13 protein-coding genes are annotated in these 13,279 nt (G+C 43.0%); 8 read left to right on the top strand and 5 right to left on the bottom strand.

Features of this window, described 5'->3' with window-relative positions; genetic code table 11:
- Window positions 1–23 precede the first annotated feature (23 nt).
- On the bottom strand, window positions 24–437 hold the full coding sequence (gene cadR, locus I6E83_RS13475; RefSeq protein WP_110923360.1) for a Cd(II)/Pb(II)-responsive transcriptional regulator: 414 nt from the start codon (window positions 435–437) through the stop codon (window positions 24–26).
- A 199-nt stretch (window positions 438–636) separates the two neighbouring features.
- Between cadR and I6E83_RS13470 the strand changes: the two genes are divergently transcribed.
- On the top strand, window positions 637–2,817 hold the full coding sequence (locus I6E83_RS13470; protein WP_197102601.1) for a heavy metal translocating P-type ATPase: 2,181 nt from the start codon (window positions 637–639) through the stop codon (window positions 2,815–2,817).
- Between the two features lie 191 nt (window positions 2,818–3,008).
- Here the strand turns inward: I6E83_RS13470 and I6E83_RS13465 are convergent, their stop codons facing one another.
- Together I6E83_RS13465 and I6E83_RS13460 are read right to left on the bottom strand one after the other, a co-directional pair.
- Window positions 3,009–3,602: a glutathione S-transferase family protein gene (locus tag I6E83_RS13465; RefSeq protein ID WP_197102599.1), complete on the bottom strand. Its 594-nt coding sequence runs from the start codon at window positions 3,600–3,602 to the stop codon at window positions 3,009–3,011.
- Window positions 3,589–4,035, bottom strand: a complete 447-nt coding sequence (locus I6E83_RS13460) for a VOC family protein (protein ID WP_197102597.1) — start codon at window positions 4,033–4,035, stop codon at window positions 3,589–3,591. The genes I6E83_RS13465 and I6E83_RS13460 overlap by 14 nt, the downstream gene beginning before the upstream one ends.
- Before the next feature lie 104 nt (window positions 4,036–4,139).
- Here I6E83_RS13460 and I6E83_RS13455 point away from each other — a divergent pair, with 104 nt between their 5' ends.
- Window positions 4,140–5,051 carry a LysR family transcriptional regulator gene (locus I6E83_RS13455; RefSeq protein ID WP_197102595.1) on the top strand — a complete coding sequence of 304 codons (912 nt, stop codon included), beginning with the start codon at window positions 4,140–4,142 and terminating at the stop codon, window positions 5,049–5,051.
- A gap of 115 nt (window positions 5,052–5,166) precedes the next feature.
- Here I6E83_RS13455 and I6E83_RS13450 read toward each other — a convergent pair whose 3' ends face one another.
- On the bottom strand, window positions 5,167–6,081 hold the full coding sequence (locus I6E83_RS13450; RefSeq protein WP_197102593.1) for a LysR family transcriptional regulator: 915 nt from the start codon (window positions 6,079–6,081) through the stop codon (window positions 5,167–5,169).
- A gap of 181 nt (window positions 6,082–6,262) precedes the next feature.
- Between I6E83_RS13450 and I6E83_RS13445 the strand changes: the two genes are divergently transcribed.
- The 4 genes from I6E83_RS13445 (at window position 6,263) to nfsB (ending at window position 10,202) form a co-directional block, all read left to right on the top strand.
- On the top strand, window positions 6,263–7,231 hold the full coding sequence (locus I6E83_RS13445; RefSeq protein ID WP_197102591.1) for a hypothetical protein: 969 nt from the start codon (window positions 6,263–6,265) through the stop codon (window positions 7,229–7,231).
- A gap of 254 nt (window positions 7,232–7,485) precedes the next feature.
- Entirely contained in the window at window positions 7,486–8,385 is a 900-nt protein-coding gene (locus tag I6E83_RS13440) for an SDR family NAD(P)-dependent oxidoreductase (protein WP_197102589.1), read from the top strand.
- 42 nt (window positions 8,386–8,427) lie between these two features.
- Window positions 8,428–9,480, top strand: coding sequence for a zinc-binding alcohol dehydrogenase family protein (locus I6E83_RS13435; protein ID WP_197102587.1), 1,053 nt, complete (start codon window positions 8,428–8,430; stop codon window positions 9,478–9,480).
- 65 nt (window positions 9,481–9,545) lie between these two features.
- Window positions 9,546–10,202 carry an oxygen-insensitive NAD(P)H nitroreductase gene (gene nfsB / locus I6E83_RS13430; RefSeq protein WP_197102585.1) on the top strand — a complete coding sequence of 219 codons (657 nt, stop codon included), beginning with the start codon at window positions 9,546–9,548 and terminating at the stop codon, window positions 10,200–10,202.
- Window positions 10,203–10,401: 199 nt separating this feature from the next.
- Here the strand turns inward: nfsB and I6E83_RS13425 are convergent, their stop codons facing one another.
- Entirely contained in the window at window positions 10,402–11,541 is a 1,140-nt protein-coding gene (locus tag I6E83_RS13425; RefSeq protein ID WP_197102583.1) for a M14-type cytosolic carboxypeptidase, read from the bottom strand.
- A 546-nt stretch (window positions 11,542–12,087) separates the two neighbouring features.
- Here I6E83_RS13425 and I6E83_RS13420 point away from each other — a divergent pair.
- Both I6E83_RS13420 and I6E83_RS13415 read left to right on the top strand, forming a co-directional pair.
- Complete coding sequence (locus tag I6E83_RS13420; RefSeq protein WP_197102581.1) at window positions 12,088–12,348, top strand: hypothetical protein; 261 nt, start codon at window positions 12,088–12,090, stop codon at window positions 12,346–12,348.
- Between the two features lie 90 nt (window positions 12,349–12,438).
- Window positions 12,439–13,008 (top strand): c-type cytochrome, encoded by a 570-nt coding sequence (locus I6E83_RS13415; RefSeq protein WP_197102580.1) that lies wholly within the window; start codon window positions 12,439–12,441, stop codon window positions 13,006–13,008.
- Window positions 13,009–13,279 lie beyond the last annotated feature (271 nt).

The following is a 13,279-nucleotide window of genomic DNA, read 5'->3' as shown; positions in this document are numbered from 1 at the left end:
GGCATTAACAACTATTATCCATATTATTCGTTATGGCAGGAGTTGTCGGCAAGCGCATTTAATATGCCGCATGACTTCGCGGGCGCCCTACTGACGCATTTCTGCCGCAAAACATTTAGATGCTGCTTCAACTGCTTTAATTCCTCTATACGTACTTCCACTGCATGAATATGTTCATCCAATAAGGTATCGACATCGCCGCAGTCTCTGTCAGGTTCTTCCCAATACTGCAGTAAGGTGCGTACTTCATCCAACGTCATATCAAGTGTGCGACAGTGCAGGATAAACTGTAGACGTTCAATATGGTTTTCACGATATAAGCGATAATTCCCTTCACTACGGGAAGGTTCTGGTAATAGCTTTTCTTTTTCGTAATAGCGAATGGTTTCTACTGTCGCGCCTGTGCGCTTAGCGAGCTCTCCAATTTTTATTAGCATCGTTATTCCAAAGTTATCTCACAGTTCTCTTGAAGTTATTTCAAAGTCATCTCAAAATTGAAAACATTAAAGTAACTATAAGGTTTAACACTGAGAAAATCAAGTTTGTACAGTTACCTAAAAACGGCCTTGACTCTGAAGCCACTATAGGGTTCACAATAGCGTTATCAAAAGAACGCTTATAGTAGGACGAATTATTATGCAATATCGTATTGAAGGTATGGACTGTGCCAGTTGCGTCAGAAAGATTGAAACTGCATTAGCACGTATGCCGGGTGTCTCTGACATACAGCTTAATTTTGCGACTGAAAAGTTAGAGCTAACGTTGGCCTCTGATTCAGAGACTCAGTTCAGTGATGTCGAAAAAACCATCAAGCGCCTTGGTTTTGGTATATCTGCCACTACTGATCAAGCAATCGCAGCAGACGGCATTGGTGACAATCCGTTAGATACGCAGCAACAGCGTTGGTGGCAAACCCGAAAAGGCAAGCAAGTGGTTGGTCTGGGTGTCTTGATGAGTGCCGCCTACGCGTTAGCACTAATTTTTCCTGATTATGGAATGTGGGCATTCGCTATTGCCGTTATTGTGGGCGTTTTTCCCTTTGCCCGAAAATCTATGACCTTGGCAATGACAGGCACCCCGTTTTCAATTGAAATGCTGATGTCTATCGCGGCAATTGGTGCGCTTATCATTGGTGAAGCTGAAGAGGCTGCGGCTGTTGTCTTCTTGTTTTCAGTTGGCGAATTACTAGAGAGCGTGGCGGCTGATCATGCACGTGCTGGTATCAGAGCATTGGTATCATTGGTTCCAAAGACTGCGATTTTGCTTGATGCACAAGGCGGACAGCGTAACGTTCCTGCAGTCTCATTACAGGTCAATGATTTGGTCTTGGTACGTCCTGGTGATAAAGTATCTGCTGATGGTGTCGTTGTTCAAGGTGACTCTAATCTTGATGACTCACCTGTCACTGGCGAATCCATACCCGTTGCCAAAACGATAGGCGATACGGTATTCGCAGGCTCCATCAACATGGAAGGAGTGCTGCAAGTCCGTGTAGAAAAGACCGCGGCCGACAACACCATTGCGCGCATTATTACTCTGGTAGAGCAAGCGCAAGCCTCTAAAGCCCCTACTGCCCGTTTCATTGAAAAATTCAGTCGTTATTACACTCCAGCAGTGATGGCGATTGCCGCACTGGTTATTATCGTGCCGCCGTTAGCGATGGGAGGAGAATGGGCGACTTGGCTATATCGTGGTTTTGCACTGTTGCTAATTGCCTGTCCTTGCGCACTCGTCCTATCTACTCCGGCCGCCATCGCGTCAGGGTTGGCTGTCGGTACACGTCGCGGCTTACTCATCAAAGGCGGTAGCGCTTTAGAGACCATTGGTCGCGTGAATGTCGTGGCTTTTGATAAGACGGGTACGTTGACTGAAGGCAAGCCTCGCGTTACCGATGTTATTGCCTTTACACAGAGGCACATAGCACAGGGACACATAGTACAAGAGCATATAGGATCTGAGAGTCAAAATGAGGTGTTGGCGCTGTTTGCCAGTGTCGAGTCTGCCTCTAGTCATCCACTTGCAAAAGCGATCATCGATCATGCCAAAGCTACTAATATTTCTATACCAGTAGCTTCTAGGGCTTATGCCACTGCGGGCAAAGCAGTACATGCGACGATAGCTGGGCGTCCGTTAGCCATCGGCTCACCCGTCTACGCAGCCAATGAAACGTCGATATCACTCGAACAAAATGCACAAATTGAAGCACTGCAAAATGAGGGTAAGACGGTCTCCGTGCTGTTCGATGAGCAAAGCCGTGAATTGCTTGGGTTGGTCGCGCTACGAGACGAGTTGCGAGAGGATGCTCAGGCAGGCGTGGCGCAGCTCAAAGCGATGGGTGTGCGCTCTGTGATGCTCACAGGTGACAACCGTCTGACCGCTCAGGCGCTTGCTAGTCATTTAGAGATAGAATGGCAAGCTGAGCTGTTGCCCGAAGACAAACTACGCTTGTTGAATGAGATGAAAGGTAATAGCAAAGTAGCGATGATTGGTGATGGTATTAACGATGCGCCAGCACTAGCAACCGCAGATGTGGGCATCGCCATGGGCGGCGGTACGGATGTCGCCATCGAGACAGCCGATATCGCATTATTAAAAAGTCGCGTCACAGACGTTGCTCATCTCATTGCCCTGTCACGTGCCACCATGTCCAACATTCATCAAAATGTGATATTTGCGCTTGGTCTAAAGTCCATATTTCTAATCACTACTGTACTGGGTATCACTGGGCTATGGATCGCTGTATTGGCTGATACTGGCGCGACCGTATTGGTCACGTTGAATGCGTTACGCTTACTGCGCTTTAAAGGGGCTAGTTAATTGGAACTTGCTCTAAAAACCACTAGGGTCTGTTGAATACTCAAATGTGGTGCTGGCAGTGACTATTTTTTAGACAATATGCAGTGAAATTTTTGATGCCTAGTCATTCTAGGTTAAACAATTTCGCCATATATTGGCAAAAAAGAGTACTGCCATCCAAGACACAGCACCGTATTTATCATGAACCAAGGTTAGTTCCCAGGCATAGAGATATAATTTGGTAATTGCTGTAGACGATTCATCCATGCCTGAATATTGCGATAGCTGTCTATATCAATATCGCCTTCGTGTGCCGTTGAAATGTATGGATAAACTGCGCAGTCAGCAATAGTAGGACGGCTGGCGGCTAGCCAATGGTGACTACCGAGATGATTGTCTATTAAGGTTAAGATGCTATGTGAACGCTCTGAAGCTTGCTCCCAATCACTTTCCAAACCGAACTTCTTAATCAAACGTGCTACGTTGGGGCCATATTGTATCTCATTAGAAGCAACAGACAACCACTGCATCACATCAGCTTGCAGATGTGCTTCACTCGGCCACCATGCTTCACCACCATAATTATTGGCTAGGTATACCAATATGGCTTGTGAGTCTCTTAATATGACGGATCCGTCTTCTAAAATTGGGATTTCTCCCCAAGGATTTAATTTAAGTATTGCTTCTGTTTTGTGTTCGCCATTCATGAAGTCAACAGGCACAATCGTTAAAGGCGTATCGATAAACGAGGCAAATAGCCTTACTTTATAGCAGTTTCCTGATAGCGCTAAATCATACAGTCTCATAATTTTTTTCCTCAGACAGTAGTTGATTAAATTCCAGTACATTTCCATCTGGATCACGAATGAATAACGTAATCCTTCTTGGACCTAATTGTTTAGGGCCTTCTGTGATTTCTATCCCTTCTTTCAGTAGCCAGATTTGTAAGGCAGCTATGTCTTGAATGATAAAGGCTGGATGAGTCATGCCTGGCCTTTTAATCGGTTCATCCAGTAGGACGTTTTTTTGATCTTTTGTTTTTGCGCCATTAAAAATAAGATTGATTCGTACACCAGCCGAAGTGACCATTTCATTCGCCTCACCTTCAGGTATGCGATAGGTTTCTGCGAATCCAAGACGCTCATAAAACGCAATCGCTTCTTGTCGATTACTGACTCTAATACCAACATGATCGTAGGCAATCGCGACTTGTGAATTTGCCTGAGATAAGGTGCTCATAAGATAGTTCTCCTATTGATTTCGACATGTTCAGTATGACATTTTGTTATTTAAAAGATAATACTGTAAATTTGATAATCATATTTTCAATAAATGAGACAATTATGGATCGATTACAAGCAATGTCTATGCTGATCAAAGTCGTAGAACTTGGCAGCTTTTCTGCGGCAAGCAAAAGCTTGAACATACCGCTGCCAACCCTAAGTAGAAAGATATCTGAACTTGAAAATCAGTTGGGTATTCGTTTATTGCATAGAACCACCAGAAAACTGTCTTTAACTGATTCTGGATACGATTATATAAAAGCTTGTAAGAGAATACTGGAGCAGGTTGAAGAGGCCGAAAGTAAAGCGAAAGGAGAGTATTCAGAACCAAGAGGTGATTTGGTTATAACTGCACCCGTTATGTTTGGCAGGCTATACGTATTACCCATTGTTATTGAATTTTTGTCCTTATATTCAAATATAAATGTGCAGCTCTTGTTGTCCGATAGAAATATCAATCTATTCGAAGATGATGTAGATATGGCAATTAGAATAGGCAAGTTGCCAGATAGCACAATGGTCGCGACTCAAGTGGGTCGTATGCGAACAGTGACTTGTGCAAGTCAATTATTTTTATCTAATCATTGCAAGATTGAATCCCCTTATGATTTAACGCACCTCTCCTGCATATCATTAAGTACAGTAATGACCACCCCTTATTGGAGCTACAACCTTCCTGATTCTGGACTCCCCGCTCATGTAGATATTTTACCAAGACTCACAGTCAATGATAGTGACTCTGCGGTTAATGCTGCTATAAAGGGTGTGGGCATCACTCAACAACTGCATTATCAAGTGAAAGAGGCGATAGATAAAGGTGATCTTAATATCATACTAGCTGAGTTTGAACCTGATGAAACCCCTATACATTTGCTGCACAAGACTCGAAAATATTTGCCGCAAAAGATGAAAAGCTTTTTGGAATTTACATCTCCAAAACTAAAGGAGAGACTTCGCGAACTGTCTTGTTAGCGCATTATTACGTCTCAGTAAGTTTATCGATTTACACTAAGGCATGTTATTTATTGATTGATAGACCACTTAAAACGTAAAACATTCTGCGACAATGGCTATGTTGACTAAAAATCTATGCCAACACTCCCTCTACCCGCTCAATCAGATATTCTTTAACCGCATTAAACAGCGGATCTATCAATCGCCGTTCTGGACAAATCAAATATAGCGGATAGTTGGCCACTTGCCAGCCGTCCAACGCCACTTCAACCAATCGCCCTGCTTTTAAATCTGCAGCTATATCTAACTGTGATTTCAGGGCAATACCCTGACCTGCCACGGCCCAGCGCCGTACCACATCACCATCTTTACTTCGCCGATTGCCAGCCACTGCCACACGTTTGGTCTTGCCCTCTTTTTCAAAAGTCCACTCACTCAAATACTTTTCGTCATGTCCCAAACACAAGCAATTATGCTGAGTTAAGTCTTCAGGGATTTTCGGCGAGCCAATATTATTGTCAACCTTGTCCAAATATACCTTTGAGGCACATAGTATCGGACGATTGTTCAACACAATGGGTAATGCCACGAGCGACGAATCTTTGGGCGCACCATAGCGCAACGCCAAATCAATCTGTTGCCCATATAGATCTACATAGCTGTCTGACATGTGTAGCTGCACCGTCACTTTGGGATGGATTTGCATAAAATCATCCAACCATGGCAACACCAAATTTCGCCCCAAATCTGACGATGCAGACAGCCGAATCGTACCGGTCAACTCGGCATCATTATCATGCAATCCTGCATAAGCGTTGTCTAAAATAGCCACGGCATCTCGGCAATGCTTTAAATACTGCTCACCTTTACTGGTCAAACGTAGCCGGCGGGTTGAGCGAACAAACAATACCGTTTCAATTTCGGCTTCCAACCGTTTTACGGCTGCACTCACCACCGCTGGCGACAGATCTAAGTAGCGCGCACAGGCAGACAAACTACCCAAACGAGCAGTTTCAATAAAAATACGTAAATCCTGCAAATTCTTCATCGTGTCGCCTTGGTTAGCTTAGCTGTAATTGAATTAGCGGTAACAACGAGTTGCTGACACTAATGCATTTATCATTATATAAAAATTATTGAAACTGTTTCGCTAAACCTGCTGATTATCAAAATAATTAATTATAGTAATATGTGTACATAAGATCTACCCCTACATTTGGAGACTCATTATGCACACTATCGAACAGCCTGATACTGCTCTCAACATTGCACTCAACACTGAGCAAAGCGATCACGTAAGCCCACTACAGCAAGCGCGCAACTTACCACTGCCTTCAAAATCAGACATGCTAAGACGTGCGCCTTCAGTAGAGCATTTCTGGCATCAAAATAGTCAGTTATTTGAGCAGGCATGGACAGAATGGGAAGCCATTGAGACGGACTTGCCTGTACTTGATAACTCATTATTTGACCCAAAACTACGTAACGCTGTGACACAAGCGTGGAAGACACCTGCGACAGAAATGGCGGTAAAAGACTTGTGGCAAGAGATTTTACCTAATGTCTACCAAGGTCAGTTTTTTGACCCAACACAATTGTCTCAGCTTCGTCGTTATTTACAAGCGGTGGCAGATGCCAATATTCCAATACGTCTGCCTTATGGTATTGCGTTAAATCGCAATGGAGCGATGCTGGATGCACGATCAACAGGTTATATCGCCGCGCCCCATTTTCAGGCGTTTTATCATGAGATCATGAATCGCTATGTGCGACCCATCGCTCGCTTACTGTTTGCAGATGTTTATGGCTACGACACTCAAACCTTTGGGTTTTCGATTCAATATCAGCCCACAGGTGACACATCGCTGCAACTCCATACTGATGCATCAGCAGTGACGATAAATATCAACTTAAATTTGATAGATGAACCCTTTACAGGGTCAGAAGTCGATTTTGTCGATCGTCATTTAGGTCAGAGTAAACAAGCCATCTTTGAGCCTGGCATGGCGATTATTCACCGAGGCAATGTGCCGCACGCAGCCCATCCTATTACCAGTGGCACACGCACAAACATGGTGCTGTGGCTGTATGGTGATAATATGCAAGTGCCGCGTGGTGTCGGACTTCATAGTGATATTGATGCCAATCAACGATGGACAGTGCCACACAGTCAACCCGATCGTTTTGCACCATTCTAAAGTTCGTCTATCAGTCGATTGCTAGTTGATGAGTAGTAGCAGCTGATTAATCTAACTGATCCGCTGTCTTTAGATAACACCTTATTCAGCAGATACTAAAACTCATATGACTTTCAAAAATATATTGAAAGTGTTTTCGCTGGTCGCTACTGGTTACAGGTAATCAGATTGATTATTATAAACCCTGATCGAAAACATCGAATAAATAACACGGCTTTAAAAATAAACCATTTAAAAATAAATAAGGATAAAAAATGAAAAAGACTATTTTAATCACAGGCAGTACCGATGGTATTGGTAAATTGGCCGCTATCAAACTCGCACAACTGGGTCACAATATCTATCTGCATGGTAGAGATACCAATAAGCTTGCCGATGTGATTGCAGAAGTCAAAACCGCTGCAACCCAAGCCAATCAGCAAGTAGACGTTGATGGCTTCGTGGCTGATTTTGCGTCGTTAACCGATGTTCAGCATATGGCTGATGCAGTAACAAGCAAGTTTACAGCTGCCGGAATACATTTGGATGTACTAATTAATAATGCGGGCGTGTTCAAAGTAGCAAACGCTCAGACTGAGACAGGGTTCGATGTGCGCTTTGTGGTGAATTACTTTGCCCCTTACCTATTAACCCAAGCGTTACTACCGTTAATGAGTGCATCAGCGGTCGAAGAATCTAACGACACACTTAGCGATAGCCTGCCTGCCCGTATTATCAATTTAAGCTCGGCGGCGCAGCAAGTCGTATCGTCACAAGCCATGACTGGGCACACCAAACTGAACGACCAAGATGCCTATGCACAAAGCAAACTGGCTTTAACCATGTGGAGTATGGCACTGGCTGAACAGGTAGAAGCCGATGATATCAACGTGATTGCCGTTAACCCCGGCTCATTACTCAACACCCGCATGGCAAATGATGCTTACGGACAGCACTGGTCTCCAGCAGATAAAGGCGCTGACATCTTAGTAGCACTGGCCATTGCCGATGAATTTACATCTGAGGCAGGTCGATATTTCGATAATGACATCAAAGACGGTGAACATGGTGATGAGAGAGGCGAATTTGGCACACCTCATAGCGATGCCCTGAATAAAACAGCCATTGCCAAGCTCATGCAACACACCCAACAGATATTAACGCCCACACTATAATTTTTATTCCATACCCACAAACAAATATTTAGGACTACGACTATGAAAGCAATCGGATATCAAGACAACTTACCCATCAATAACGAGATGGCGTTACAAGACATTACTATAGACACACCAGTGGCATCAGGCCGTGACGTTTTGGTAGAAGTAAAAGCCATCTCAGTCAACCCTGTGGATTATAAAATCCGTGAATCAAGACCAGCACCAAAGGATGAGTTTGCCGTTATTGGCTGGGATGCTGCGGGTGTGGTCACTGCCGTTGGCGAGGATGTTAGCTTGTTTTCAATAGGCGACCGCGTCTATTACGCTGGTGATTTGACCCGCTCAGGAAGCAATGCCGAGTACCAATTAGTTGATGAGCGTATTGTAGGACGTATGCCAGAATCACTGTCATTTTCTGAAGCCGCCGCCTTACCCTTAACCACCATCACAGCGTGGGAGATGTTGTTTGATCGTTTGCAAGTGCCCGTTGCTCCTAGCGAAAATTCTGATGATACAAAAACGACGGAAAGCCGTCCGACTATTTTAGTGGTTGGTGCAGCAGGTGGCGTGGGTTCAATCATGACTCAGTTGCTAAAAACCAGAACGCAGGCAGTAATTATTGGTACTGCCTCACGAGATGAGAGCGTCAAGTGGTTAAAAACGCTAGGCGCAGATTACGTGATTAATCATCACAATCCATTGTCAGATGAGCTGAAAAAAACAGGCATTACTGAAGTGGATTACGTGGTGAGCCTTAACAACACCGAAGAGCATTTTGCAGAAATCATCGAGTGCTTAAAGCCACAAGGCAAATTGGGACTCATTGATGACCCTAAAACCCTAGATGCCAACGCATTGAAACTAAAAAGCTTGAGCCTACATTGGGAGTTTATGTTTGCCCGCTCGATGTTTAATACACCTGACATGATTGAGCAGCATCATTTGTTAAACCAAGTAGCCACCATGATTGATGCCGGTCAACTAAAAACCACCATTGCTCATGAGCTTGGTAATATTACTGCTAATAACTTACGCCATGCCCATCAAATGCTAGAGAACAGAGAAGCTCACGGTAAAATCGTACTTGAAGGCTGGTCTGACAACGCTTAAAGCCACAACACATTCATATCAAAAGCTGGCTAAAAAACTAAAGCCAGCTATACTTAAGGACTATTATGAAAACCATTAACGCAGCGCTAAACTGGCGTTACAGCACTAAAGTATTTGATGCGAACAAAAAAATATCTGCTGAGGATTTTGAGCAAATAAAAGACATGTTACAAATGAGTCCATCAAGCACCAACATTCAGCCATGGAGTTTTGTGATTGCAGATGATGACGCAGGCAAAGCACGTATTGCCAAAAGCACTCAAGGGGCCTTTCACTTTAATACGCCTAAAGTGCTAGATGCCTCACACGTGGTGGTTTTTTGTACTCGTATTCATGCCGACGATGAATACATGCAGGCGGTGTTAGAAAAAGAAGATCAAGACGGTCGTTATGCGCAGCCAGAATTCAAAGCACAGATGCATCAAGGTCGCCAATTGTTCTTAGATATGCATCGATTCGATACCAAAGATGAGCCACATTGGCTTGCCAAACAGGTATATCTCAACATGGGCGGGGTACTATTGGGCAGCGCGCTTTTGGGTATTGATACCGTACCTATGGAAGGTGTTGACTTACAGGCACTTGATACAGAGTTCGACTTACGTAGCAAAGGATACTCTGCTGTGGCAGTGGTATCGTTTGGGTACCGCAGTGATGAAGACTTTAATGCCAAGATACCTAAGTCACGCTTGAGTGAAGAAGCTATTTTCATTAAGGCTTAACCATTCATAAAAGTAAGCCTAAATACTATAATCCAATACGTTTTTCATCGTATTGGCTGTGTTTAATCTGAGCCTTATCAAACGGTCAATAAGCGCAATTTCGTGTTATCTCAAACCTAAAAATGCCATTAATATCGTTGTGATATTAATGGCATTGCACTGATAAAAAACGTTGGATTTTTCTCTTACTTATCTAAAATTAACGTAAATCATCTACCACAGCAAGCATTGCCACTAATGACGCCTCACCTAATTTAGCAGAGCGCTCTGGTGACCAGCCCATCTCTTCATCAGGCAGGTTATCATTATCTTTAAATGGCATCTCTAATGTATTAGCAAGGCAATCAAAATGCTCAGCAACCCAATTGGTTGCAACGGTCATATTGGCAGCACTCGGTGCATCAATCTCATAGCCAACCTCAGACTGAAAGTCAGCACTGGCTAACTTTAATACGTCTGAAAATCTATCACGTAAATGTGCGAGACGGTCACTATAACTGGGCGTCCCTTGAGAGCCTGCAAGGAATACATACGGCAGTGCTTCATCGCCATGCACATCATAAAAGAGGTCAACGCCGGTTTCTTTCATTTTATTAATCACATGAAATACTTCAGGGCTTTTCTCTAAGCTTGGGCTTTCCCATTCACGGTTTAAATTGGTTCCTACCGCGTTAGTACGCAGGTGTCCGCGCACGCTACCGTCGGGATTCATATTAGGAACGATGTAGAAGTTTGCTTTGTCTAGTAGCTGTTTTCCTGTCGCATTATCACTGTCTAACAAGCTATACAATAAACCTTCGACCAACCATTCAGCCATCGTTTCACCAGGGTGCTGACGAGCAGTAATCCATATATTACGCTTATTCACATCACTATTACTGTCACCATCACCAATTTTAACTAGCGTCAAATCGCGCTTATCAAGCGTTTCGCCTAAGTGCTCTAACGTTACCAACGGGTGCGTTTGCACTGCCGCCAATAAATCTTGATGACGCTCATAGCTGTAGGGCGCAAAATAAGCAATTTGAATGGTTTCGCATTCTAGCTCTGCCACGATGGTTAATTTGCCATCTGTATAAGAGGTTGGCAAACGGAACCATTCCTGACGGTCATAAGACGCAACCGCTTGGTAATCCTCCCACCCTTCCAGATAAGATGCCTCACTGGCATTCATAATATTGAGAACATACTGCTCGCCTATCTGACCGGACAGACGAAAGTTAAACCACTGAAAAAACTCTTCGCCAACGTCTGGACGAATCGCTAATTGAATGTCTTTTTTATCGTCTAAATTAATAATATCAATATTACCTGCGTCGAAATTAGCCGTAATATGCATAGTCTTTCCTTAATAAATCATTATAGTTGTGCCTTAAAAAGCATGTAGTCAATCCTCTATAAATTAGATACGGTGTCAGTCTCGCTTAGTATCCTAATTGTAGTACTTTCACTCGGCTTCCTTGTATCCAAATTATATTGAACCGACTATATAAAGATGTAATAGAGTGCGCCAGCCTGTTTCGCTCTAGCAACGCCATCAAATAGTTTACTGCCAATCATTTGATTCTACCAGTTGGATAACGTATTCCTTGCTCTTCCTAATCCAAATACTCACCAGCTACACCCCACAATACTGAGCAGCACCTTTTTGATTGTTTCTGTTTTGATTCAATGCTGTCACTCTATCTCTTTTTGGTCATGGCAAATTCTTTTTCAAGTCATAAATCTCCCAAACCCACTACGCTTTCAACATCGATCAAAACCTGCAAAATGACAATATTGTCATTTTGTAGTCATGCTCCTGTCAGAAACTTTTATTTATACTTTAGACAGATTCAATAACTTCAACTATCAATACTATTATCAAACCAAAAAAGGATTACTTATGTGGTTATCTAAATCAATCGTAGCAACCGCTATTGCCTTAGTCGTTTCAATCTCTGCTATGGCACATGATCCAAAAATGCATGCTGAAAAAGACCAAATGAATTGTGAAAAGATGGAAAAGCACATGCAGATGATGGAAAAAATGGATCATAGCAAGATGGATATGAACGATCCATCAATGAAAGCAATGATGGCCAATATGGAAAAAATGAAAGCGATGTATAAAAAACACTGTGTTACTAATAACAGCGCTTCTTAAGAAATAACTTTGTTCAACACTCATCACTACTTAGTCGATTTTATTCATTAGATAGTGGTGAGTGACAAAATAGTTCTTTTGGATGAACGTATGAAATTTTTATTGGGCATATTATTCGCTATTACAGCCATCGTAATTGGTATTTTTGTTGTTATCACAAGTGGTATCGTCAACGTTGGTGCTGATCAGAAACACAGTCCAATCGTCTACAACTTGTTAGAAACCGCTCGCAATCGCTCAATTCAATGGGCAAGTACAGATATCTTGGTTCCAAATTTAGAAAAGGTAAAAATGATAAGCTCAGGTGGCGCAGACTATAAGGATATGTGTGCAGGCTGTCATTTATCACCCGGTATCACAAGTACAGACTTGAGTAACAACCTCTACCCAAAACCGCCAAACTTTACCAATGCAGATATCGTTGATCGCTATCAAAGTGAGGCTGGTGCAAGACAAGGATTTTGGGCTATTAAACACGGTATTATGGCATCAGGTATGCCAGCATGGGGAGCCTCTCATGATGATGACAGAATGTGGGCGATGGTGGCTTTTATCAGAGAATTACCCAAACTGAATACGGATCAATATACGATGTTGACCACTAGATTCGATGACAAGATATTAGATATGTCACTCACTGACGCGACTATGGCACACTGAGCAACATAGATTAAAACCCTTGTTGCTTTGACCATACACAGAGTCAAATCTATTAGATATAAGACCTCTAAATACAAGACTTCTAAGTGCAAGGTCTCTAAGTATAAAGTCTCTAAGTACAAAGCTGCTAAATAAAAAATGTCTATTCCTTATAAAGTGATGCAGCTTAACAAAGATGGCTCAACAGCCATTTATGCAACCATTGACTCACCGCAGCAGCAAATCTAGTTTGATTAAAGCATTACATAGCTCATTCTGTTCTATTAATGAG

This window comes from Psychrobacter sp. SZ93C1 (assembly GCF_015864635.1).
GTDB classification, from domain to species: Bacteria; Pseudomonadota; Gammaproteobacteria; order Pseudomonadales; family Moraxellaceae; genus Psychrobacter; species Psychrobacter fozii.
The sequence above is the reverse complement of the archived record's forward strand: the minus strand, read 5'-3'. Positions and strand labels throughout refer to the sequence as shown.

Excerpts from the sequence above, each read along its gene's own strand:
- cadR (WP_110923360.1), bottom strand. The coding sequence starts at position 437 with ATGCTAATAAAAATTGGAGAGCTCGCTAAGCGCACAGGCGCGACAGTA.
- I6E83_RS13470 (WP_197102601.1), top strand. The coding sequence starts at position 637 with ATGCAATATCGTATTGAAGGTATGGACTGTGCCAGTTGCGTCAGAAAG.
- I6E83_RS13465 (WP_197102599.1), bottom strand. The coding sequence starts at position 3,602 with ATGAGACTGTATGATTTAGCGCTATCAGGAAACTGCTATAAAGTAAGG.
- I6E83_RS13460 (WP_197102597.1), bottom strand. The coding sequence starts at position 4,035 with ATGAGCACCTTATCTCAGGCAAATTCACAAGTCGCGATTGCCTACGAT.
- I6E83_RS13455 (WP_197102595.1), top strand. The coding sequence starts at position 4,140 with ATGGATCGATTACAAGCAATGTCTATGCTGATCAAAGTCGTAGAACTT.
- I6E83_RS13450 (WP_197102593.1), bottom strand. The coding sequence starts at position 6,081 with ATGAAGAATTTGCAGGATTTACGTATTTTTATTGAAACTGCTCGTTTG.
- I6E83_RS13445 (WP_197102591.1), top strand. The coding sequence starts at position 6,263 with ATGCACACTATCGAACAGCCTGATACTGCTCTCAACATTGCACTCAAC.
- I6E83_RS13440 (WP_197102589.1), top strand. The coding sequence starts at position 7,486 with ATGAAAAAGACTATTTTAATCACAGGCAGTACCGATGGTATTGGTAAA.
- I6E83_RS13435 (WP_197102587.1), top strand. The coding sequence starts at position 8,428 with ATGAAAGCAATCGGATATCAAGACAACTTACCCATCAATAACGAGATG.
- nfsB (WP_197102585.1), top strand. The coding sequence starts at position 9,546 with ATGAAAACCATTAACGCAGCGCTAAACTGGCGTTACAGCACTAAAGTA.
- I6E83_RS13425 (WP_197102583.1), bottom strand. The coding sequence starts at position 11,541 with ATGCATATTACGGCTAATTTCGACGCAGGTAATATTGATATTATTAAT.
- I6E83_RS13420 (WP_197102581.1), top strand. The coding sequence starts at position 12,088 with ATGTGGTTATCTAAATCAATCGTAGCAACCGCTATTGCCTTAGTCGTT.
- I6E83_RS13415 (WP_197102580.1), top strand. The coding sequence starts at position 12,439 with ATGAAATTTTTATTGGGCATATTATTCGCTATTACAGCCATCGTAATT.